This window comes from Neobacillus notoginsengisoli (genome assembly GCF_003515685.1).
Taxonomy (GTDB): Bacteria; Bacillota; Bacilli; order Bacillales; family Cytobacillaceae; genus Bacillus_D; species Bacillus_D notoginsengisoli.
Window position 1 is genome coordinate 1 of record NZ_QWEG01000016.1, and the last position, 20957, is coordinate 20957.

Sequence of the window (20957 nt, forward strand, 5' to 3'; positions counted from 1 at the left end):
TCAAGATGAGATTTCCCACAGCATTAAGCTGGTAAGATCCCTGAAAGACGATCAGGTTGATAGGTCAGAGGTGGAAGCGCGGCGACGCGTGGAGCTGACTGATACTAATCGATCGAGGACTTAACCACATTATTTGATCATTCGTTCTTCGAACTTCTTCTTGCATTATCCAGTTTTGAGGGAATGAACCTCAAACCAAATAGTCCGGTAGTAATGGCGAGAAGGCCACACCCGTTCCCATCCCGAACACGGAAGTTAAGCTTCTCAGCGCCGATGGTAGTTGGGGCCTTGCCCCTGTGAGAGTAGGACGCTGCCGGGCAACACAAAGACAACCTGAATGGGTTGTCTTTTTTTGTGCTTGTAAATAAACACTGGTTATGCGACAGGAAATCATCAAAACGGGGTGTTACTGTCGCAAAAGTGCGGCTATGCGACAGTAATGCTTCAAAATCCAGGTTTCTTGTCGCATAAGTGCCGGCTATGCGACAGTAATCCTCCAAAACCAAGTTTTATAGTCGCATAAGGACTGGCTATGCGACAGTGATGCTTCAAAATCCAGGTTTGTTGTCGCATAAGGGCTTGCTATGCGACAATAATGCTTCAAAACCCAGATTTGTTGTCGCATAAGGGCTTGCTATGCGACAATAATGCTTCAAAACCCAGATTTGTTGTCGCATAAGTGCCGTCTATGCGACAGTAATCCTCCAAAACCAAGTTTTATAGTCGCATAAGGACTGGCTATGCGACAGTAATGCTCCAAAACCCAGGTTTGTTGTCGCATAAGTGCCGGCTATGCGACAGTAATCCTCCAAAACCAAGTTTTATAGTCGCATAAGGACTGGCTATGCGACAGTGATGCTTCAAAATCCAGGTTTGTTGTCGCATAAGGACTGGCTATGCGACAGTAATGCTCCAAAACCCAGGTTTGTTGTCGCATAAGGGCTTGCTATGCGACAATAATGCTTCAAAACCCAGATTTGTTGTCGCATAAGTGCCGTCTATGCGACAGTAATCCTCTAAAACCAAGTTTTATAGTCGCATAAGGACTGGCTATGCGACAGTAGTGCTTCAAAATCCAGGTTTGTTGTCGCATAAGTGCTTGCTATGCGACAATAATGCTTCAAAACCCAGGTTTATTGTCAAATAAGTGCCGGCTATGGGACAGCAACGCCTCAAAACCATAGTTTACTGTCGCACAAAAGCCGCAGCCGAAACCATGCCTTAAAAAAGATGCAAAAAGGCCTCGTAAGGTATTTCGCCTCCCGAATGAAGCACTGGAACCGTCCCCCTGCTTCACCCCTGCTTCAAAAAATTCTATTTTCTGTTTAGTTTGTTGTTAGAGGGGTAGAGGAAAAAACCCCCTTTGTTTTGGCTGTTTGATAGGTTTTGCGGAAGAGGAGTTTGGAGAAAATAGGAGAGATGTTAGAATTGCAAGTACATAAGAAAATCATGTATAATTAACGTCAAATATAGTCAAAGTCAGAAGGGGGTGGCAAGTTGAGAAATATCTCTGATATCATCGAGAATTACTTGAAGCGGGTCCTCGAGCTAAGTGAGGAGGATTTAGTTGAAATCAGGCGTAGCGAGATAGCGGATAAATTTCAATGTGTCCCTTCCCAAATAAATTATGTCATCAACACAAGGTTCACGATTGAGCGGGGATACATTGTGGAAAGCAAGCGCGGCGGCGGGGGTTATATTCGGATCATGAAGGTCCAATCAAATGACCATGCCCACCTGGTTGACCATATACTCTCCTTAATCAAGGACCAAGTCAGCCAAAACCGTGCAGGAGGTATTATTGTGCGGTTGGTAGAGGAGGATGTCATAACTGAAAGAGAGGCTAAAATCATGATGAGTGTCATTGACAGGTCCATCTTGTATATCGACCTACCTTACAGGGATGAGTTAAGGGCAAGAATGCTTAAGGCAATGCTCACAACACTGAAATACAAATAGGAAAAGGGCGTTTTTTCCTTTGGAGATAACATATATGAATGAAGAAGGTGAAAAAGATGATTTGCGATGAATGTACACAAAGGCCGGCAACCATGCATTTTACGAAAATCCTCAATGGCCAGAAAACCGAATTTCATCTTTGCGAACATTGTGCACGTGAAAAGGGCGATATGTTTATGATGAATGGTGGAGCGGGATTTTCAATAAATAATTTGCTCGCCGGGCTTCTACATTTTGATAAAACACATCAGCAATCTGGCCGGGATGCATTCCAGCGTGAAGAAATACTTCAGTGCACCACTTGTAAAATGTCCTTCCCGCAATTTGTTAAAATGGGGAGATTTGGCTGTGCAAATTGCTATAAAACCTTTTCAGAACAATTAAAACCAATCCTGAGACGCCTTCATGGAGGGAACTGGACGCATAACGGCAAAATACCGAAAAGGTTTGGAGGTACTCTTCATCTTCGAAAAAGACTTGAGGAATCGAAGCAGAAGTTGAAGGAGCTCATTTCCCGGGAGGAATTTGAAAAAGCTGCTGAGTTGCGTGATGAAATAAGATCGCTTGAAAACTCAATAGGCGGCAATGCCGGGGGAGGGATATAGTATGTCTTTGGAAAACTTTTTAAACCATGCAGTCAGTTCGTGGATGAATGAGGATGGCCCTGATTCAGACATTGTCCTAAGCTCAAGGATTCGTCTGGCACGGAATCTGGAGGAGTACAAATTTCCTGTGCTCCTTTCAACAGAGGAAGGGCAGGCCATTATTGAGAAGTTGAAATCGATTATACCGGATTCAGGCACCTTGAGTTTTGGCAAGCTGGAACTTTTGCAAATGCATGAACTTCAACCTTTGCAAAAAAGGGTACTCGTTGAAAAGCATTTGATCAGCCCGAATCTTGCGGAGGACTCGCCTTTTGGGGCATGCCTTCTTTCTGAGAGTGAAGATGTTAGCGTAATGGTCAATGAAGAAGACCATATCCGGATCCAGTGTCTTTTTCCTGGACTTCAGCTTACGGAAGCTCTTAATGAGGCATATGAGGTCGATGACTGGCTTGAGGGAAGTATCCGATATGCTTTTAGTGAGGAATATGGCTATCTGACAAGTTGCCCAACTAATGTAGGGACCGGCCTTCGGGCTTCCGTGATGATGCATCTTCCGGGCCTTTTGTTGACCCAGCAAATTAACGGTATTATACCGGCAATTAGCCAATTAGGCCTTGTTGTCAGAGGGATTTATGGAGAGGGAAGCGAGGCGCTCGGAAATATTTTTCAAATATCAAACCAAATTACATTTGGGAAAACAGAGGAAGATATTGTAGAGGATTTAACAGGGGTTGTCAGCCAGTTGATAGCCCAAGAAAGGTCTGCGCGGGAAGCATTAGCAAAGACATCACACATACAATTAGAAGACAGAGTGTTCCGCTCATTCGGGATCCTGTCCAACAGTAGAATTATTGAAACGAAAGAAGCTGCACAGTGTTTATCGGATGTCAGGTTGGGAATTGATATGGGGTATATAAAAAACATCTCTAGGTCAATTTTAAATGAGCTAATGATTCTCACACAACCAGGATTTCTTCAGCAATATGCTGGCGGCCCACTAAGGCCGGAAGAAAGGGATATCCGCCGTGCGGCCCTAATAAGGGAACGATTGAAATTTGAATTGGACAATAAATGAGGAGGAAACGACTATGATGTTTGGGCGTTTTACTGAAAGGGCGCAAAAAGTATTGGCCCTGGCTCAAGAAGAAGCAATCCGCCTTGGCCATAATAATATTGGAACAGAACATATTTTGCTTGGTCTGGTCCGCGAGGGGGATGGGATAGCAGCCAAAGCCCTTTATGGACTAGGGCTTGGGGCAGAGAAAATCCAAAATGAAGTTGAGACCTTGATTGGCAGGGGACAGGACGTTCCACAAACAATTCACTATACTCCGCGTGCAAAGAAGGTTATCGAGCTTTCTATGGATGAAGCACGCAAACTCGGCCATTCCTATGTAGGTACCGAGCACATACTCCTTGGACTCATTCGTGAAGGCGAGGGTGTGGCGGCACGAGTTTTGAATAACCTGGGAGTGAGTCTGAACAAAGCACGCCAGCAGGTATTGCAGCTGTTAGGCAGTAATGATTCCGGCGGACATCCGGGAAGCACGTCTGTTAGTGCAAACACACCGACACTTGATAGTCTTGCAAGGGATTTAACAGTTGTTGCGAAGGAAGGCAGCCTAGATCCGGTTATTGGCCGCAGCAAGGAAATTCAGCGGGTTATTGAAGTGCTCAGCCGCCGGACAAAGAATAATCCAGTTTTGATCGGTGAGCCCGGGGTTGGAAAAACAGCGGTTGCTGAAGGTCTTGCCCAACAGATCGTGAACAATGAGGTTCCTGAAATCCTTCGTGATAAACGGGTAATGACCCTGGATATGGGAACGGTTGTTGCAGGGACAAAGTACCGCGGTGAATTTGAGGACCGCCTGAAAAAAGTGATGGATGAAATCAGGCAGGCGGGTAACATCATTCTGTTCATTGATGAGTTGCACACGTTAATTGGTGCGGGTGGTGCCGAGGGCGCGATTGACGCGTCAAATATACTAAAGCCTTCACTAGCACGCGGTGAACTGCAGTGCATTGGTGCAACAACACTTGATGAATATAGGAAATACATTGAAAAGGATGCGGCACTCGAGCGGCGCTTCCAGCCAATCAGAGTTGATGAGCCAACCGCAGAAGAATCAGTCCAGATTCTTCAAGGGCTGCGAGACCGTTACGAGGCACACCATAGAGTAACAATTACTGATGAAGCCATTGAGGCTGCGGTCAAACTTTCCGACCGTTATATATCGGACCGATTTCTTCCTGATAAAGCAATTGATTTAATTGATGAAGCAGGCTCGAAAGTAAGACTCCGTTCTTATACGACACCTCCAAACCTAAAGGAACTGGAAGTAAAGCTGGAGGAAGTACGCAAAGAAAAAGATGCAGCAGTGCAGAGCCAGGAATTCGAAAAAGCTGCCTCGCTAAGAGATACGGAACAAAGGCTCCGCGAACAGCTGGAGGAAACAAAGAAAAGCTGGAAAGAGCAACAGGGCAAGGAAAATAGTGAAGTGACCGTAGAGGATATTGCCAGCGTTGTATCGAGCTGGACCGGAGTTCCGGTGTCTAGACTTGCCCAGACGGAAACCGAAAAGCTGTTGAATTTAGAGGAAATCCTTCATTCAAGAGTTATTGGCCAGGAAGAAGCAGTTAAAGCTGTTTCAAAAGCTGTCCGCCGCGCCCGTGCAGGTTTGAAGGATCCGAAACGCCCGATAGGTTCCTTTGTTTTCCTAGGCCCTACAGGAGTCGGGAAAACCGAGCTGGCACGCGCATTAGCTGAAGCAATGTTTGGCGATGAGGATGCCATGATTCGTATTGATATGTCCGAATATATGGAGAAGCATTCGACTTCAAGGCTTGTCGGCTCTCCTCCGGGATATGTTGGATATGAGGAAGGCGGCCAGTTGACCGAAAAAGTCCGCCGCAAGCCTTACTCGGTTGTTCTTCTAGATGAAATTGAAAAAGCGCATCCGGATGTATTCAATATCCTTCTCCAAGTATTAGAGGATGGCCGATTGACAGATTCCAAAGGACGGACGGTTGATTTCCGGAATACAGTCCTAATCATGACATCGAACGTCGGTGCTGAAGCGTTAAGGCGAAATAAATATGTCGGCTTCAACATCCAGGATGGCGAACAGGATTATAAGGATATGAAGAGCAAAGTAATGGAAGAGCTGAAGAAAGCGTTCCGTCCTGAGTTTCTGAACAGAATTGACGAAATCATCGTCTTCCACTCGTTAGAGAGAAAGCATCTTCAGGAAATTGTAACCCTCTTGTCGGACCAGCTAGTCAAACGCCTGAGTGAACAAGATATCAAGCTTGAGTTGACGAAGGCTGCAAAAGAAAAGATTTCTGATGAAGGCTACGACCCTGAATACGGTGCAAGGCCATTGCGCCGGGCCATTCAAAAACATATTGAAGACCGCCTGTCTGAAGAATTGCTTAAAGGTACATTATTGACAGGGCAGCATGTTATAATTGATGTGGATAATGGCGAGTTCACTGTGAAAACAGCAGCAAAGGATACTGTCCAGTAAAACCGGCTGGCCAAGGAATTACACCAGGCAAGGAGGTTCACGCTTAGTTATCTGGCGGCACCTCCTTGCCTTTTCTTATAATGCAAAATTATAACAATAGAAAATATAGATAACTGGAGAGGGCAGGCTGATGGCAAAACGGAAAACAAAATTTATGTGCACGGAATGCGGATATGAATCGCCAAAGTGGATGGGTAAATGCCCGGGCTGCGGCGAATGGAACAAAATGGTTGAAGAAGTGGAGCCGGCTTCCACAGGCAGGCGGGGAGCTTTTGCCCATTCTCAAGGAACTGCTGTGGCGTCAAAAGCTATGCCAATCACTGAAGTAGAAACGGTGACCGAGCCAAGGATTTATACCAATATGACAGAACTCAACCGGGTTCTTGGCGGAGGGGTTGTGAAAGGCTCGCTCGTCCTGATTGGCGGCGATCCAGGTATCGGAAAATCAACGCTCTTGCTTCAGGTTTCTTCACAGTTGGCCAATAAAGGTCATAAAGTTTTATATATTTCCGGAGAAGAGTCACTCAGGCAAACTAAGCTGCGCGCCGAGAGGCTCGGAGTTGCTTCAGGGAATTTATTCGTGTACGCTGAAACCAATCTAGAAGAAATAAGCAGGACAATTGAGCAGACAAATCCTGAATTTGTCATAGTCGATTCAATACAGACCGTCTTTCACCCAGAGGTTACCTCTGCTCCCGGCAGCGTCTCACAGGTAAGGGAGTGTACGGCGGAACTGATGAGAATTGGGAAAACAAAAGGCATTGCAATCTTTATTGTCGGCCATGTCACGAAGGAAGGAAATATCGCCGGTCCGCGGCTTTTGGAACATATGGTTGACACCGTCCTTTATTTTGAAGGGGAACGTCACCATACGTATAGAATCCTACGAGCAGTCAAAAATAGGTTTGGTTCGACAAACGAGATGGGCATTTTCGAGATGAAGGAAGAAGGACTTGAAGAGGTAGAAAACCCTTCCGAGATCTTCCTCGAGGAACGTTCGCGAGGGGCGGCAGGCTCTACCGTGGTTGCTTCAATGGAAGGAACGAGACCGGTTTTAGTTGAAATTCAGGCGCTTATCTCACCGACTAGCTTTGGGAACCCGAGAAGGATGGCGACTGGTATTGACCATAACCGGGTTCCACTATTAATGGCTGTATTGGAAAAAAGAGTCGGGATGCTTTTGCAAAACCAGGATGCATATCTAAAGGTTGCCGGTGGAGTCAAACTGGATGAGCCGGCCATCGACTTGGCTGTTGCGGTGAGCATTGCTTCAAGCTTCAGGGATCAGCCTACAAGACCCACTGACTGCATCATCGGGGAGGTCGGCCTTACGGGTGAGGTAAGGCGGGTTTCAAGGATTGAGCAGCGTGTCCAGGAGGCGGCAAAGCTCGGGTTTGAACGGGTAATTCTGCCTGCCAATAATCTGGGCGGATGGACAGGTCCGAAGGGACTTGAGCTGATTGGGGTATCTACTGTAAGCGATGCATTGCGGGCGGCTCTCGGTGAGTAAGAGAACCGAATAGAAATGATAAAAATGTGACGAATAAGGAAAATAATAGGAAAAAGAAGGTTTCAATCTAAGGTTTTTGTTTATAATGATTAGAAGGAGGTGTGGGTATGTTAAAACGGATGGTTCTAGCATGTTTCTTGATTATTGGGGGAACGCTTGGAATCTTTTTAATGCCACCATTATTAAAAGTGATGGGCGCTGGCGGAATCTCACTATTGAATAATTCCTATATGGCAGCCATTATAGGTGCAATCATTTTTTATTTTCTTACTTTTTGGGCTGTTGAGTATGTGGTTGATTTTGTGAAATGGCTGGAGGATACACTTGTTAGGGTTCCGGTGACCGATGTCCTGTTCGGAAGCCTCGGTCTAACTTTTGGATTGATTGTTGCATTTTTGATCGGCTTCGCCCTTAATGCAATTGAAGTGCCGGTCGTGAACACGGTTGCTCCGATTCTCCTGACCCTGTTGTTTGGCTACTTGGGCTTTCAGGTTGGCTTTAAAAAACGGGATGAAATGATGAACCTCTTTTCTAGCAAGAAGAAAAAAGCGGCGGAAGAGGAGCAGGAAAAGACGGTCACGCATTCTCTTAAAATATTGGATACGAGCGTCATTATCGACGGAAGGATCGCGGATATTTGCCAGGCGGGCTTCCTTGAAGGAACAATTGTCATTCCGCGTTTTGTCCTTGAAGAACTCCAGCATATTGCCGATTCCTCAGATGTGCTGAAACGGAACAGAGGAAGGCGCGGGCTTGATATCCTGAACCGCATTCAGAAAGAAATTGCCGTGAATGTGGAAATTAGTGAAACCGATTTTGAGGATATTCAGGAAGTCGACAGCAAGCTCGTCAAGCTGGCGAAGAAAACGGGCGGAATACTTGTTACGAATGATTTTAACTTAAATAAGGTTAGTGAGTTCCAGAATGTTTCGGTTTTGAATATCAATGATTTGGCGAATGCAGTCAAGCCGGTTGTTTTGCCAGGCGAAGAATTGAGTGTCCAGGTTATTAAAGACGGAAAGGAGCACCATCAGGGTGTTGCCTATCTTGATGACGGAACGATGATAGTGGTTGAAGAAGGCCGTGAGTACATTGGCAAAAGAATTGATGTCATGGTGACCAGTGTGCTGCAAACATCGGCAGGACGGATGATTTTTGCAAAGCCGAAACTTTATGAAAAGGCGCTGTAAAAAAGGCCAAGGACTATTAAATGAATTTGGGGTTTTCTTATGTCTTATCAGGTAATTCTTCCGGCTGCCGGCCAGGGGAAAAGAATGGGAGCAGGAATCAATAAGCTTTTTCTAGAACTGAACAATATGCCTGTCCTAATACACACACTTTTGGTTTTTGACGAGGACAAAGACTGCGATGGCATGATTCTGGCGGTTAATCCGGAGGAACAGGACCAAATTAAAAGTCTTCTTGATCAATATAAAATTAACAAGCAGGTCATCTTTGCGCAGGGGGGAGCCGAGCGGCAGCAAAGTGTGTACAATGGACTAAAAGCCGTCACGAATTCAGGCCTTGTCCTTGTACATGATGCCGCACGCCCCTTCATCACAAAAGAAATGATCAAAATGCTTACTGAAGCAGCCGAGCGCGATGGGGCAGCAATTGTGGCTGTTCCTGTGAAGGATACTGTGAAAAAAGTGGCCGGAGATCATGTTGTCGAAACGATTGAACGTTCCAGCTTGTGGGCAGTCCAAACCCCACAAGCTTTTCGCGTTTCAGTGTTGTTGGAGGCTCATAAAAAGGCAGAAATGGAAGGGTTTCTCGGAACGGACGATGCAAGCCTTGTAGAAAGGATCCCGCATCCTGTCGCAGTTGTTCCGGGCGACTACAACAATATCAAGCTGACAACACAGGAGGACCTAGTTTTCGCGGAAGCCATCTTAAAAACGAGGACTAAGTTGATTGAAGCGAAGGGCACCGACTCCTCGTAAATCGTGAATTATGCTATCGCATAATTCCTGCGAGGCCAATTCACAAAAGCTTTCCTTGTGCTATCGCATTTCCTTCGTGCGTGGGCAAACTCGGGGATGCCAATCAATGCCCTGCGGGATGTGGCGGCAAGGTGGAGGCCCCACAGGCGCCCTGGCGCCGAGGAGGCTCCACTGACGCCCCGCGGAAGGCGTGTGCCCGAAGTGGAAATCAACAGCCAAATTACATAGCCAAGACAGTAACAAAAATGCAAAGCTTACTATAAAGGAGATACGTATTATGTTTCGGATTGGACAGGGATTTGATGTTCACAAGTTAACAGAAGGGCGTCCGCTTATTATCGGAGGAATTACAATTCCTTATGAAAAAGGCCTGATCGGCCATTCGGACGCTGATGTTCTATTGCATACAGTCGCGGATGCATGCCTTGGCGCAATAGGTGCCGGGGACATCGGCAAACACTTTCCGGATACGGACGAAGCATTCAAGGATGCCGATTCGGCTAAATTGCTTGAGCATGTCTGGAAGCTTGTAAAAGAACAGGGATATGAATTATGTAATGCCGATTGCACCATTATCGCTCAAAAACCGAAAATGGCGCCGTATATTGGTGCAATGAGGGAAAGAATTGCGGAGCTACTTGAGACCGATCCCAGCCGCATTAATGTAAAAGCAACCACAACGGAAAAACTTGGATTTGCAGGAAGAGGCGAAGGAATTGCCTCTCAAGTGGCTGTTCTTTTGCAAAAAAGAACCAGGTAGGCTTTAAGCCGAGCTTTCCGCTTATTGGCCAAAATGGTAAAATGGAACGATAAAAGGTAGGTTGAACTTAATTATTACAAAAATTAGTCGAGAAGTCCGTTGATTGAAGCGAAAGGCACGAAGACTCCTCGAAAATGCTACGCATTTTCTTCGTGCGTGGGCAGATTCAATGATGCCAATCAATTTCCTGCGGGCTGCAGCGGCAAGGTGGAGACCCCACAGGCGCCCTGGCGCCGAGGAGGCTCCAATGACGCCCCGCGGAAAGCGAAGTGCCTGAAGCGCAAATCAACCATTAGATTCTACTTAGAGAGAAAGTCTATAGTTCAACCTATATAGAAGTCATTTTAGGAGGATTCTTATGTCAAATAAAGTTCGAGTGCGGTATGCGCCTAGCCCGACAGGACATTTACATATTGGAAACGCCCGGACCGCGCTTTTCAATTATCTGTTTGCGCGCAGCCATGGCGGCACTTTTATCATTCGGATTGAAGATACGGATAAAAAAAGGAATATTGAAGGCGGGGAACAGAGCCAGCTAAAGTATTTGAAATGGCTCGGCATCGACTGGGATGAGAGTGTCGATAAGGATGGCGGGTACGGCCCTTACAGGCAGTCTGAACGGATTGAGATTTACAAGAAGTACTATTCACAGCTTGTCGAAGCAGGCCATGCCTATAAATGCTACTGCACAGAGGAAGAGTTGGAGGCAGAACGGGAGGAGCAGTCAGCCCGCGGAGAAACCCCCCAATATTCTGGAAAATGCAGGAACTTGACGAAAGAAGAGCAGGAACGCCTTTTAGAAGAAGGCCGTCTTCCGAGCATCCGCTTGAAAGTGCCCCACGGGAAAACTTATACATTCGATGATCTTGTTAAGGGTGCCGTTTCTTTCGAATCCGAAGGCATGGGTGACTGGGTTATCATTAAAAAAGATGGGACACCAACTTACAATTTTGCGGTTGCCATTGATGACCACCTTATGGAAATTACTCACGTCCTTCGCGGGGATGACCATATTTCTAACACGCCGAAACAGTTGATGGTCTATGAAGCACTTGGCTGGGACACGCCTGTTTTTGGCCACATGACGTTGATTGTCAATGAAAGCCGGAAGAAATTGAGCAAACGGGATGAATCGATTATCCAGTTTATTGAGCAATATGAGGAGCTGGGTTATTTACCTGAAGCGCTCTTCAATTTTATCGGGCTGCTTGGCTGGTCGCCGGAAGGGGAAGAAGAAATCTTCTCGAAAGAGGAATTTATTGAAAAGTTTGATCCTGCGCGGCTTTCAAAATCACCCGCACTTTTTGACAAGCAAAAGCTAGCCTGGATGAACAACCAGTATGTCAAAAAGGCAGACCTCGACAGGCTAGTTGGCATCACGCTGCCGCATCTTGTGAAAGCGGGGCTTGTAAAGCCTGAACTAGCCGGGGGAGAAAAAGAGTGGGTTGTTAGCCTGATTGCCCTTTTCCAGGAGAGAATGAGCTATGGCGCGGAGATTGTCGCTCTGTCCGATAATTTCTTCCGTGAGGAAACAACTCCTGACGATGAAGCAAAGGCTGTCCTTGCCGAGGAGCAAGTGCCGGAAGTCATGAAGGCATTCCTGGATGAAATTAATAAACTGGATGAGTTTAAAGCGGCTGGAATTCAGGCTGCGATGAAGGCTGTTCAAAAATCGACGGGACATAAAGGAAAGAAGCTATTTATGCCAATCCGCGCGGCAGTAACCGGCCAGACACATGGACCGGACTTGCCAAAAACCATCGAACTGCTCGGAAAAGAAAAAGTTCAAACAAGATTACGTCAATTAATTAGTTAACAATTGGCCTAAAATGGTATATAGTAAGAGTAACCAAATAGCAAGAAATCTGAGACGGGGAAAAGTAGGAAAACGATGCTTGAAAGAGAGAACCATCATCGGCTGAAAGTGGTTTAAGCCTCTCGCTTTTTTGAAATGCACCCCTGAGTCCTGCCCGAACCGGCGAAAGCCGCAGTAGGAGACAGGCGGCGCCTGCCGTTAACAGGTTTGAGTTGGGGCTGGGTCCTTAGTGAAATCAAGGAACATGCTCAAACAGAGTGGAACCGCGCACAAGCGTCTCTGTCTATTATAGGACAGAGGCGTTTTTTTATGGAAATGCGGAAGCAGCCGTTTAGCGCCGTATGGACTGGAGGGAAGCAGCTGCCTGAGTAACTTCTTTGCAGCTTTGCGCCGAGTTGAAGGAAGCTTCCTCAAGTTTACACCGGCGCAGGAGCAGCCGCCTAAGGCTTCTTTTAACTTTTTTAAAGCAGATTTCCTTAGCAGGGAGGGAAAAATGATGTTTAAAACGATGAGGGAAGATATTGATGTGGTGTTTGAACAGGACCCGGCCGCAAGGAGCACCTTTGAAGTCGTGTTGACATATTCCGGCCTGCATGCCATATGGGCCCATCGTTTCGCACATTCGTTATTCAGACGGAAGTTTTTCTTTTTGGCAAGATTGATATCCCAAATCAGCCGGTTTTTTACGGGCATTGAAATACATCCCGGAGCGACTATTGGCCGACGCTTCTTTATTGACCATGGTATGGGGGTGGTCATTGGTGAAACGTGTGAAATCGGGGATAATGTAACTGTATACCAGGGCGTTACTCTCGGCGGAACAGGAAAAGAGAAGGGGAAACGCCATCCGACAATCCACAACAATGCCCTTATAGCAGCGGGTGCGAAGGTGCTTGGCTCAATTACCATCGGCGAACATGCCAAGGTTGGCGCTGGCTCCGTCGTGCTGAAGGACGTCCCGGCCCATTCGACCGTTGTCGGCATCCCAGGAAAAGTCGTCATCCAAAACGGGGTAAAGGTTGGCAGGGAACTTGACCATACAGATCTTCCGGATCCGACCGGAGACCGATTCCGGGAATTGGAAAATGAAATGAATCAATTAAAACGAACACTCAATGCGATTCAACAGAGAGGAGCCAATGAACATGGCGATTCAGCTTTATAATACACTGACAAGGAAAAAAGAACCGTTCATTCCCCTTGAAGAGGGAAAAGTAAAAATGTATGTCTGTGGCCCGACTGTTTATAATTATATCCATATAGGGAATTCGCGTCCCGCAATTGTGTTTGATACTGTGAGAAGGTATTTCGAGTTCCGTGGCTATGATGTGAATTTCGTATCGAACTTTACAGATGTGGACGACAAGCTCATCAAGGCGGCAAATGAACTGGGGGAAGATGTTCCTGCCATCGCGGAAAGGTTCATCAATGCCTATTTTGAGGATGTAACGGCACTTGGCTGTAAGCAGGCGGATGTCCATCCCCGGGTTACTGAAAATATGGATATTATTATTGAATTCATCGCTTCTCTGATTGAGAAAGGTTATGCCTATGAAGCGGGCGGAGATGTATACTATAGGACAAGGAAGTTCGATGGCTATGGGAAGCTTTCCCACCAATCAATCGATGAGTTGAAGGTTGGGGCCAGGATAGAACGGGGCGAGAAGAAAGAAGATGCCCTTGATTTTGCCCTCTGGAAGACAGCCAAGGAAGGCGAAATATCTTGGGACAGTCCGTGGGGCAAAGGACGTCCAGGTTGGCATATTGAGTGCTCGGCGATGGCAAGAAAATACCTTGGGGATACACTTGATATTCATGCCGGGGGTCAGGACCTTGCTTTTCCGCACCATGAAAATGAAATTGCCCAATCAGAAGCGTTAACAGGGAAACCTTTCGCCCGCTATTGGATGCATAACGGCTATATTAACATTGATAACGAAAAAATGTCGAAATCACTCGGCAATTTCGTTCTTGTCCATGAAATTATTAAAAACCACGACCCTCAGGTTCTCCGCTTTTTCATGCTGTCGGTCCATTACCGGAATCCGATCAACTACAGTGAAGAGTTGCTTGAAAATACAAGGGCCGCTTTTGAAAGGCTGAAGACCTCCTATCAAAATCTATTGCATAGAAGGGAATCAAGTACCGGGTTAACAGATGATAATTGCCAGTGGGTTAAGCAAATCGACAGCCTGAGGGAACAGTTCATCAAGGAAATGGATGATGACTTTAATACAGCGAATGGGATCTCGGTTCTATTCGATTTGTCCAAACTGGCAAACCAGTATCTTTTGGAAAAAAGTACGGCCGTTGAAGTCATTGACCGGTTTGCGAAAGAGTTTGAGGAATTGTTCGAGGTACTTGGTCTGAAACTAGGGTCCGAGGAGCTGCTAGATGAAGAAATCGAGGCTTTGATTGAGAAGCGGAACCAGGCGAGAAAGGACCGCGACTTCAAGCTGTCGGATGAAATAAGAGACCAGCTGAAGGAAATGAATATTATTTTAGAGGATACGCCTCAAGGTACGAGATGGAAAAGAGGCTAAAAAATGCTCCATTATGAAACAGCGATTGATGAAAAACAGTTGAATAGCCTGGCGCTTGCCTATATGGGGGATGCGGTGCTTGAAGTCTATGTCCGGCGCCATCTCCTCCAAAGCGGCAGGGCGAAGCCGCACCGCCTGCATGCGGAAGCGACGAAATATGTATCTGCAAAAGCCCAATCTCAAATTCTTTTTCATTTTATTGAAGCGGAAATTCTGACTGAAGAAGAACTCGCGGTTGTTAAACGGGGAAGGAATGCTAAATCGGGCTCGGTGCCAAAAAACACCGATGTTGTCACCTATCGGCACAGCACCGCATTCGAAGCATTAATGGGCTCGCTCTATTTGGCGGGGGAAAGTACACGCCTTGAGGAGCTGATTGTCAAGGCATTCGAGTATGTAGAGGGCAGGAAAGGAAGGGTTAAGGATGAGTGAGGATATCATCATTGGCAAAAACCCCGTCCTGGAGGCGTTAAGGTCTCACCGGGATATTAATAAAATCCTAATTGCCGAAGGGTCCCAGCGCGGGCAAATGCAACGTATTATAGAATTGGCCAAAGAAGCGAACGTGATTGTCCAATACGTACCGAAGAAAAATATAGACCAGAAGACTGATGGAAACCACCAAGGGGTGCTCGCCTTTGTTGCGGCCTATCAATATGCAGAGGTGGATGACCTTTTTGCAGCGGCGGAAACGAAAGGCGAGGTGCCGTTTTTCCTCATTCTCGATGAAATCGAAGACCCGCATAATTTGGGATCGATCATGAGAACAGCGGATGCAGTGGGCGCCCATGGCATTATTATTCCGAAGCGGCGCGCGGTCGGCCTTACACAGACGGTTGCCAAGGCTTCAACAGGGGCAATTGAATATATTCCGGTCGCTAGAGTCACCAATCTGGGGAGGACACTCGACGAATTGAAAGAACGCGGCATTTGGATTGCGGGAACAGACGCATCAGGAAGCCATGATTACCGTAAACAGGATTTTACAATGCCGCTTGGTCTAGTCATTGGCAGTGAAGGAAAAGGAATGGGCCGGCTAGTCCGGGAGAAGTGTGATTTTCTCGTCCGATTGCCGATGGCTGGGAAAGTTACTTCGCTAAATGCATCGGTTGCGGCTGCTTTACTGATGTACGAAGTGTACCGCAACCGAAACCCCCTTGAGGGCTGAGAATGGATATCCTTCTCGTTGACGGCTATAACATAATCGGTGCTTGGCCGGAGCTTAGGGAATTAAAAAAAGGCGATTTGGCCGCTGCGAGGGACAGGCTAATCGAGCTGATGGCGGAATATCAAGGCTACTCCGGATACCGGGTCATCATTGTCTTTGATGCGTATTATGTTAAAGGGATTGAAACGAAGCTTAAAAATCATAAGGTGGAAGTCATTTACACAAGAGAAAATGAAACAGCGGATGAACGGATTGAAAAGTTGGCAAAAGAGCTAAGTAACCGAAAAACGCAAATCCATGTAGCAACATCCGATTTTACTGAGCAATGGGTTATTTTTGGACAAGGTGCGTTGAGAAAGTCCGCCAGGGAGCTGCTTCTGGAAATGTCAACGCTTGAAAAAACGATTGAAAAGAGTGTCCGCAGTATCCAGGAAAAGAAGCCTGTCACCCGTATTCCGATAAGCGAAGATCTGGCAGAAATCTTTGAAAAATGGAGAAGGGGGCAAAAGTAACATTGACGCTTAAAATTTACCTGCTGTATAATATTGCTAACTATGCATGTGCATGCGAGGGGGATCTCAGTGAGTGTGGATGTAAGTTCGAGAGCAGGCAATGAGTTTCTTGTTATGGAGGATGAAGAGATCGTTTATTTAGTGCATAGCGGCGACAGTGAAGCTCTGGATTACTTAATCCACAAATACCGCAATTTTGTCAGGGCGAAAGCACGATCATATTTTCTGATTGGCGCGGATAAGGAAGATATCGTCCAGGAAGGGATGATCGGACTTTATAAGGCAATCCGTGATTTCCGGGAAGATAAACTTACATCGTTCAAGGCGTTTGCTGAGCTTTGTATTACAAGGCAGATTATTACAGCAATTAAAACAGCCACCAGACAAAAGCACATTCCTTTGAATTCCTATGTTTCCTTGGACAAGCCGATTTTTGATGATGAATCTGACCGGACATTAATGGATGTCTTGAGCGGCACAAAGGTAATGGACCCGGAGCAGCTTATCATCAACCAGGAAGAATTTGACCATATCGAAATAAAAATGAGTGAATTGCTAAGTGACCTGGAGCGAAAAGTCCTGGCCCTCTATCTGGACGGCCAGTCTTACCAGGAAATCTCCGAAGAACTAAACCGCCATGTAAAGTCGATCGATAATGCACTCCAGCGTGTGAAAAGAAAGCTTGAGCGTTATCTTGAAGTAAGGGAATATTCGCAGTGAGCCGAAGCTGGATTGGCCTTTTATTTGAAACCCTTTCCAGTGGTTATTGACAGTAACTGGTCGCCATGTTACAGTTTTAGGGACAAAAAAATGGCAGCAGGTGACAAAATGTCCAAAAAAGTAGCCCTTGCCTGTGTAGTGTGCGGGTCGAGGAATTATACAACAACCGCAAATAATCAAGCCAACAACGAACGGCTTGAATTAAAAAAGTACTGCAAAACCTGCAATGCTTCAACGGTCCATAAGGAAACAAAATAAAGCAGGATTGGCATACGAGATAGATGGAGGTCACAATAATGCAGCGCGTATCAAAGTTTTTTCGCGAAATCGCTCGCGAAATGAGAAAAGTCAGCTGGCCAAGACGAGCAGAACTAACCCGTTATACGATTACTGTCATTACAACTGTAGCAATTTTCGCCGTCTTTTTCGCCGGCATTGATCTGGGTATTTCAAAGTTGATTCGCTTGATCCTTGAATAAACAGAACCTGTTCATGGTATAATGGGAAATAATGAAGAATTTTTTTACAAAGCCCGGTTTAACGGGTTTTTTCATTTGGTTTAAAATCATGGCAGGCGCACCCGTAAAGCTATGGGTGCCCGAAGCGAAGGTCGCAGATTGGTTTAACTTTGTATCGAATTGCTGCAGGAAAAGGCCTAAAAAGAAAAACGCAGGGAGGGACGGACGTTAAAGTCCTTGTAAATGGAAAAGAATTGGTATGTAGTCCATACGTACTCCGGATACGAAAATAAAGTGAAAGCAAACCTTGAAAAGCGGGTTGAATCAATGGGGATGCAGGATAAAATTTTCCGCGTTGTTGTTCCGGAAGAAGAAGAAACTGATTTTAAAAATGGAAAGAAGAAGACGGTAAAGCGGAAAGTATTCCCTGGATATGTGCTTGTGGAGATCGTCATGACAGATGACTCCTGGTATGTTGTCCGCAACACGCCTGGCGTAACAGGATTTGTAGGTTCCGCTGGTTCCGGTTCCAAACCTACCCCACTTCTGCCTGAAGAAGTAGCCGCTATTTTAAAGCGGATGGGCGTGGAAGAAAAACGCGTCGATGTCAACTTCGAAATTGGAGAAACGGTCAGGGTGAAGGAAGGTCCGTTTACCGACAAAACGGGTGTCATTGAAGAAATGGATAAAACGAAATCAAAGCTGCGTGTCCTAGTTGACATGTTCGGCCGCGATACCCCGGTAGAACTGGACTTCTCGCAAATTGACAAACTATAGCCGAAGAAAAATTAAACAGTTCTTGTAAAATAGCTTGAAATCAAGAGTGAAAAGTGGTAACATTTCAAAGGTCAGTATGTCTTGGACAACAAACCGGACATTTGCCAAGCTCTTTATGTAAATAAAGGCTTTTATATTGAGTGGGAGGGGGATTCCCCTGTTTACCACATCACGGACTTTTTAAGGAGGTGTGTCTCGTGGCTAAAAAAGTTATTAAGGTAGTTAAATTGCAAATTCCTGCCGGCAAAGCGAACCCGGCGCCACCGGTTGGTCCTGCGCTTGGTCAGGCTGGTGTGAACATCATGGGATTCTGTAAGGAATTTAACGCCCGTACAGCAGACCAAGCAGGTCTGATTATTCCTGTTGAAATTACGGTATTTGAAGACCGTTCCTTTACATTTATTACGAAAACTCCTCCAGCTGCAGTTCTTTTGAAAGTAGCGGCAGGAATTCAGTCTGGTTCAGGCCAGCCTAACCGTAATAAAGTAGCGACAGTTAAGCGCGACAAAGTGCGCGAGATTGCTGAACAGAAAATGCCTGACCTAAATGCGGCCAGCGTTGAATCAGCAATGCGCATGGTTGAAGGTACAGCGCGCAGCATGGGTATCTCAATCGAAGATTAATCCATGCTTCACTGTTAAGGTTTGACTTTGGGGTTGCGTAGCTGATTTATCACACGCAACCTTTGTTCTGTCAGTTGGCCTTCCGGCTGCCGGGACAGATTGCCGGGTCCGCCGGCAAAGCACCGCGATTAGGTGCTTTTCGCTTTTAACGTGGGAGGTCCATTCCGTTAAAACCACAATTCAAGGAGGAAATAGTAAATGGCTAAAAAAAGCAGAAAGTATCAAGAAGCCGTTAAGCTTATCGACCGTACAAAAGCTTATCCGGTTGGCGAAGCAATTGAGCTTGCTAAAAAAACAAACTTCACGAAATTTGACGCAACTGTAGAAGTTGCTTTCCGTCTCGGCGTCGATCCTAAGAAAGCTGACCAGCAAATCCGCGGAGCAGTCGTGCTTCCTAACGGTACTGGTAAAACTCAGCGTGTCCTCGTTTTTGCAAAAGGTGAAAAAGCGAAGGAAGCAGAAGCTGCTGGGGCAGATTATGTAGGCGATGCAGAGTATATCAACAAAATCCAGCAAGGATGGTTCGAATTCGATGTTATCGTTGCGACTCCTGACATGATGGGTGAAGTCGGTAAGCTTGGACGTACACTTGGACCAAAAGGCTTGATGCCGAACCCTAAAACAGGCACAGTTACATTTGATGTAGCTAAAGCTATTAGTGAAATCAAAGCAGGTAAAGTAGAATACCGCGTTGATAAAGCTGGTAACATCCATGTTCCAATCGGAAAAGTTTCTTTCGAAGATGAAAAGCTTGTTGAGAACTTCAACACTGTTTTTGATACAATGGTTAAGGTTAAGCCAGCTGCGGCAAAAGGCACATACATGAAGAGTGTTACAGTTTCTTCTACTATGGGCCCTGGCGTGAAAGTTGATCCATCTTCTGTTACAGCAAAATAATCATTGACAAAAGCAACATAGTTTGTTAATATTACTTTTGTTGTTTAAATTGCATACATTTGTACCGAAGACAGCAGGTGCTGACCAAGCTTAATAGCCTGCCGAGGGAATACGATAGAATTAGCCTCACATGGCTATTTGTATTAAGCCTCCATGTCTTCATGATATGGAGGTTTTTATTTGCCCGGTATAAATGCAGATAACTATAGGAGGTGTAAAGATGAGCAGCGTTATCGAACAAAAGAAATTGATCGTCGATGAAATCGCCGGTAAATTGAAGAACAGCGTATCGTGTGTAGTTGTAGACTACCGCGGCCTGAATGTTGCTGAAGTAACTGAACTCCGTAAACAGCTTCGTGAAGCTGGCGTGGAATTCAAGGTTTACAAAAACTCAATGGTCCGCCGTGCAGCTGAAGCGAATGAGTTAGCAGGCCTTAACGAGTCGCTGACTGGCCCTAACGCAATTGCGTTCAGCCCGGAAGATGTAGTTGCACCAGCGAAAATCATCAATGATTTCGCTAAGAAAAATGATGCTCTTGAAATTAAAGCAGGTGTGATTGAAGGGAATGTTGCAACAGCTGAGGAAATCAAGGCTCTTGCTGAACTTCCATCCCGCGAAGGATTGCTTTCCATGCTTCTCAGCGTGCTGCAGGCACCTATCCGCAACCTTGCTCTTGCTACAAAAGCTGTTGCAGAGCAAAAAGAAGAACAAGGCGCGTAAGTTGACCGTTATCGTTTTATCATAAAAATCAAACAAATTTAGGAGGAACTATACAATGACTAAAGAACAAATCATTGAAGCGGTTAAGTCCATGACTGTACTGGAACTTAACGACCTAGTAAAAGCAATCGAAGAAGAATTCGGCGTAACTGCAGCTGCTCCTGTAGCAATGGCTGGCGGCGCAGCAGGCCCAGTTGCTGAAGAGAAAACAGAATTCGATGTTATCCTTGCATCTGCAGGCGACCAGAAGATCAAAGTAATCAAGGTTGTTCGTGAAATCACAGGCCTTGGTCTTAAAGAAGCGAAAGACCTTGTTGACAATGCTCCAAAGCCAATCAAAGAAGGCGTATCTAAAGAAGACGCTGAAGCAATCAAAGCTAAGCTTGACGAAGTTGGAGCAGGCGTCGAAGTTAAGTAA

The 20957-nt window shown here is 45.9% G+C and carries 22 protein-coding genes, 2 rRNA genes and 1 other annotated feature; all 24 genes read left to right on the forward strand.

Annotated features, from left to right (window positions below; translation table 11 throughout):
• Positions 1 to 128 (forward strand): 23S ribosomal RNA (locus D1B31_RS20000); the annotation flags it as partial.
• A gap of 75 nt (positions 129 to 203) precedes the next feature.
• Positions 204 to 319: ribosomal RNA gene (gene rrf, locus D1B31_RS20005) — 5S ribosomal RNA — on the forward strand.
• 1178 nt (positions 320 to 1497) lie between these two features.
• Positions 1498 to 1959: a CtsR family transcriptional regulator gene (locus tag D1B31_RS20010; RefSeq protein WP_118923764.1), complete on the forward strand. Its 462-nt coding sequence runs from the start codon at positions 1498 to 1500 to the stop codon at positions 1957 to 1959.
• 56 nt (positions 1960 to 2015) lie between these two features.
• A complete protein-coding gene (locus D1B31_RS20015) occupies positions 2016 to 2564 on the forward strand; it encodes a protein-arginine kinase activator protein McsA (protein WP_118923909.1) in 549 nt (182 codons plus the stop codon).
• A gap of 1 nt (position 2565) precedes the next feature.
• Positions 2566 to 3639 (forward strand): protein-arginine kinase McsB, encoded by a 1074-nt coding sequence (locus D1B31_RS20020; protein ID WP_118923766.1) that lies wholly within the window; start codon positions 2566 to 2568, stop codon positions 3637 to 3639.
• A 13-nt stretch (positions 3640 to 3652) separates the two neighbouring features.
• Entirely contained in the window at positions 3653 to 6091 is a 2439-nt protein-coding gene (clpC, locus tag D1B31_RS20025) for an ATP-dependent protease ATP-binding subunit ClpC (protein ID WP_118923768.1), read from the forward strand.
• 130 nt (positions 6092 to 6221) lie between these two features.
• Positions 6222 to 7601: a DNA repair protein RadA gene (gene radA / locus D1B31_RS20030; protein WP_118923770.1), complete on the forward strand. Its 1380-nt coding sequence runs from the start codon at positions 6222 to 6224 to the stop codon at positions 7599 to 7601.
• Between the two features lie 107 nt (positions 7602 to 7708).
• Positions 7709 to 8791 carry a PIN/TRAM domain-containing protein gene (locus D1B31_RS20035; protein ID WP_118923772.1) on the forward strand — a complete coding sequence of 361 codons (1083 nt, stop codon included), beginning with the start codon at positions 7709 to 7711 and terminating at the stop codon, positions 8789 to 8791.
• A 39-nt stretch (positions 8792 to 8830) separates the two neighbouring features.
• Positions 8831 to 9544: a 2-C-methyl-D-erythritol 4-phosphate cytidylyltransferase gene (gene ispD, locus D1B31_RS20040; protein WP_118923774.1), complete on the forward strand. Its 714-nt coding sequence runs from the start codon at positions 8831 to 8833 to the stop codon at positions 9542 to 9544.
• A gap of 277 nt (positions 9545 to 9821) precedes the next feature.
• On the forward strand, positions 9822 to 10304 hold the full coding sequence (gene ispF / locus D1B31_RS20045) for a 2-C-methyl-D-erythritol 2,4-cyclodiphosphate synthase (protein ID WP_118923776.1): 483 nt from the start codon (positions 9822 to 9824) through the stop codon (positions 10302 to 10304).
• Between the two features lie 358 nt (positions 10305 to 10662).
• Positions 10663 to 12120: a glutamate--tRNA ligase gene (gene gltX, locus D1B31_RS20055; RefSeq protein ID WP_118923778.1), complete on the forward strand. Its 1458-nt coding sequence runs from the start codon at positions 10663 to 10665 to the stop codon at positions 12118 to 12120.
• Between the two features lie 496 nt (positions 12121 to 12616).
• Positions 12617 to 13285, forward strand: a complete 669-nt coding sequence (cysE, locus tag D1B31_RS20060; protein WP_240035365.1) for a serine O-acetyltransferase — start codon at positions 12617 to 12619, stop codon at positions 13283 to 13285.
• Positions 13266 to 14663, forward strand: a complete 1398-nt coding sequence (gene cysS / locus D1B31_RS20065) for a cysteine--tRNA ligase (protein WP_118923780.1) — start codon at positions 13266 to 13268, stop codon at positions 14661 to 14663. The genes cysE and cysS overlap by 20 nt, the downstream gene beginning before the upstream one ends.
• A 3-nt stretch (positions 14664 to 14666) precedes the next feature.
• Positions 14667 to 15095, forward strand: a complete 429-nt coding sequence (locus D1B31_RS20070; RefSeq protein ID WP_118923782.1) for a Mini-ribonuclease 3 — start codon at positions 14667 to 14669, stop codon at positions 15093 to 15095.
• Positions 15088 to 15831, forward strand: coding sequence for a 23S rRNA (guanosine(2251)-2'-O)-methyltransferase RlmB (gene rlmB, locus D1B31_RS20075; protein ID WP_118923784.1), 744 nt, complete (start codon positions 15088 to 15090; stop codon positions 15829 to 15831). The genes D1B31_RS20070 and rlmB overlap by 8 nt, the downstream gene beginning before the upstream one ends.
• A 2-nt stretch (positions 15832 to 15833) precedes the next feature.
• Positions 15834 to 16343, forward strand: a complete 510-nt coding sequence (locus D1B31_RS20080) for an NYN domain-containing protein (RefSeq protein WP_118923786.1) — start codon at positions 15834 to 15836, stop codon at positions 16341 to 16343.
• A gap of 114 nt (positions 16344 to 16457) precedes the next feature.
• On the forward strand, positions 16458 to 17063 hold the full coding sequence (sigH, locus tag D1B31_RS20085) for an RNA polymerase sporulation sigma factor SigH (protein ID WP_420846136.1): 606 nt from the start codon (positions 16458 to 16460) through the stop codon (positions 17061 to 17063).
• A 108-nt stretch (positions 17064 to 17171) separates the two neighbouring features.
• Positions 17172 to 17321, forward strand: a complete 150-nt coding sequence (rpmG, locus tag D1B31_RS20090) for a 50S ribosomal protein L33 (RefSeq protein ID WP_118923790.1) — start codon at positions 17172 to 17174, stop codon at positions 17319 to 17321.
• Between the two features lie 38 nt (positions 17322 to 17359).
• The gene (gene secE, locus D1B31_RS20095) at positions 17360 to 17542 is read left to right on the forward strand and encodes a preprotein translocase subunit SecE (protein ID WP_118923792.1); all 183 of its coding nucleotides are present in this window, start codon (positions 17360 to 17362) and stop codon (positions 17540 to 17542) included.
• Between the two features lie 222 nt (positions 17543 to 17764).
• Positions 17765 to 18298: a transcription termination/antitermination protein NusG gene (gene nusG / locus D1B31_RS20105; RefSeq protein ID WP_118923796.1), complete on the forward strand. Its 534-nt coding sequence runs from the start codon at positions 17765 to 17767 to the stop codon at positions 18296 to 18298.
• Between the two features lie 197 nt (positions 18299 to 18495).
• A complete protein-coding gene (rplK, locus tag D1B31_RS20110) occupies positions 18496 to 18921 on the forward strand; it encodes a 50S ribosomal protein L11 (RefSeq protein WP_142922610.1) in 426 nt (141 codons plus the stop codon).
• A gap of 198 nt (positions 18922 to 19119) precedes the next feature.
• Positions 19120 to 19818 (forward strand): 50S ribosomal protein L1, encoded by a 699-nt coding sequence (gene rplA / locus D1B31_RS20115; RefSeq protein ID WP_118923800.1) that lies wholly within the window; start codon positions 19120 to 19122, stop codon positions 19816 to 19818.
• Positions 19819 to 19864: 46 nt separating this feature from the next.
• Positions 19865 to 20006: a sequence feature (ribosomal protein L10 leader region), on the forward strand.
• 32 nt (positions 20007 to 20038) lie between these two features.
• The gene (gene rplJ, locus D1B31_RS20120) at positions 20039 to 20539 is read left to right on the forward strand and encodes a 50S ribosomal protein L10 (protein WP_118923802.1); all 501 of its coding nucleotides are present in this window, start codon (positions 20039 to 20041) and stop codon (positions 20537 to 20539) included.
• A 55-nt stretch (positions 20540 to 20594) separates the two neighbouring features.
• The gene (gene rplL / locus D1B31_RS20125) at positions 20595 to 20957 is read left to right on the forward strand and encodes a 50S ribosomal protein L7/L12 (protein ID WP_118923804.1); all 363 of its coding nucleotides are present in this window, start codon (positions 20595 to 20597) and stop codon (positions 20955 to 20957) included.

What these genes read in the sequence shown, in the direction of transcription:
- D1B31_RS20015 (WP_118923909.1), top strand. Translation starts at nt 2,016, where the DNA reads ATGATTTGCGATGAATGTACACAAAGGCCGGCAACCATGCATTTTACG.
- D1B31_RS20020 (WP_118923766.1), top strand. Translation starts at nt 2,566, where the DNA reads ATGTCTTTGGAAAACTTTTTAAACCATGCAGTCAGTTCGTGGATGAAT.
- clpC (WP_118923768.1), top strand. Translation starts at nt 3,653, where the DNA reads ATGATGTTTGGGCGTTTTACTGAAAGGGCGCAAAAAGTATTGGCCCTG.
- radA (WP_118923770.1), top strand. Translation starts at nt 6,222, where the DNA reads ATGGCAAAACGGAAAACAAAATTTATGTGCACGGAATGCGGATATGAA.
- D1B31_RS20035 (WP_118923772.1), top strand. Translation starts at nt 7,709, where the DNA reads ATGTTAAAACGGATGGTTCTAGCATGTTTCTTGATTATTGGGGGAACG.
- ispD (WP_118923774.1), top strand. Translation starts at nt 8,831, where the DNA reads ATGTCTTATCAGGTAATTCTTCCGGCTGCCGGCCAGGGGAAAAGAATG.
- ispF (WP_118923776.1), top strand. Translation starts at nt 9,822, where the DNA reads ATGTTTCGGATTGGACAGGGATTTGATGTTCACAAGTTAACAGAAGGG.
- gltX (WP_118923778.1), top strand. Translation starts at nt 10,663, where the DNA reads ATGTCAAATAAAGTTCGAGTGCGGTATGCGCCTAGCCCGACAGGACAT.
- cysE (WP_240035365.1), top strand. Translation starts at nt 12,617, where the DNA reads ATGTTTAAAACGATGAGGGAAGATATTGATGTGGTGTTTGAACAGGAC.
- cysS (WP_118923780.1), top strand. Translation starts at nt 13,266, where the DNA reads ATGGCGATTCAGCTTTATAATACACTGACAAGGAAAAAAGAACCGTTC.
- D1B31_RS20070 (WP_118923782.1), top strand. Translation starts at nt 14,667, where the DNA reads ATGCTCCATTATGAAACAGCGATTGATGAAAAACAGTTGAATAGCCTG.
- rlmB (WP_118923784.1), top strand. Translation starts at nt 15,088, where the DNA reads ATGAGTGAGGATATCATCATTGGCAAAAACCCCGTCCTGGAGGCGTTA.
- D1B31_RS20080 (WP_118923786.1), top strand. Translation starts at nt 15,834, where the DNA reads ATGGATATCCTTCTCGTTGACGGCTATAACATAATCGGTGCTTGGCCG.
- sigH (WP_420846136.1), top strand. Translation starts at nt 16,458, where the DNA reads ATGGAGGATGAAGAGATCGTTTATTTAGTGCATAGCGGCGACAGTGAA.
- rpmG (WP_118923790.1), top strand. Translation starts at nt 17,172, where the DNA reads ATGTCCAAAAAAGTAGCCCTTGCCTGTGTAGTGTGCGGGTCGAGGAAT.
- secE (WP_118923792.1), top strand. Translation starts at nt 17,360, where the DNA reads ATGCAGCGCGTATCAAAGTTTTTTCGCGAAATCGCTCGCGAAATGAGA.
- nusG (WP_118923796.1), top strand. Translation starts at nt 17,765, where the DNA reads ATGGAAAAGAATTGGTATGTAGTCCATACGTACTCCGGATACGAAAAT.
- rplA (WP_118923800.1), top strand. Translation starts at nt 19,120, where the DNA reads ATGGCTAAAAAAAGCAGAAAGTATCAAGAAGCCGTTAAGCTTATCGAC.
- rplJ (WP_118923802.1), top strand. Translation starts at nt 20,039, where the DNA reads ATGAGCAGCGTTATCGAACAAAAGAAATTGATCGTCGATGAAATCGCC.
- rplL (WP_118923804.1), top strand. Translation starts at nt 20,595, where the DNA reads ATGACTAAAGAACAAATCATTGAAGCGGTTAAGTCCATGACTGTACTG.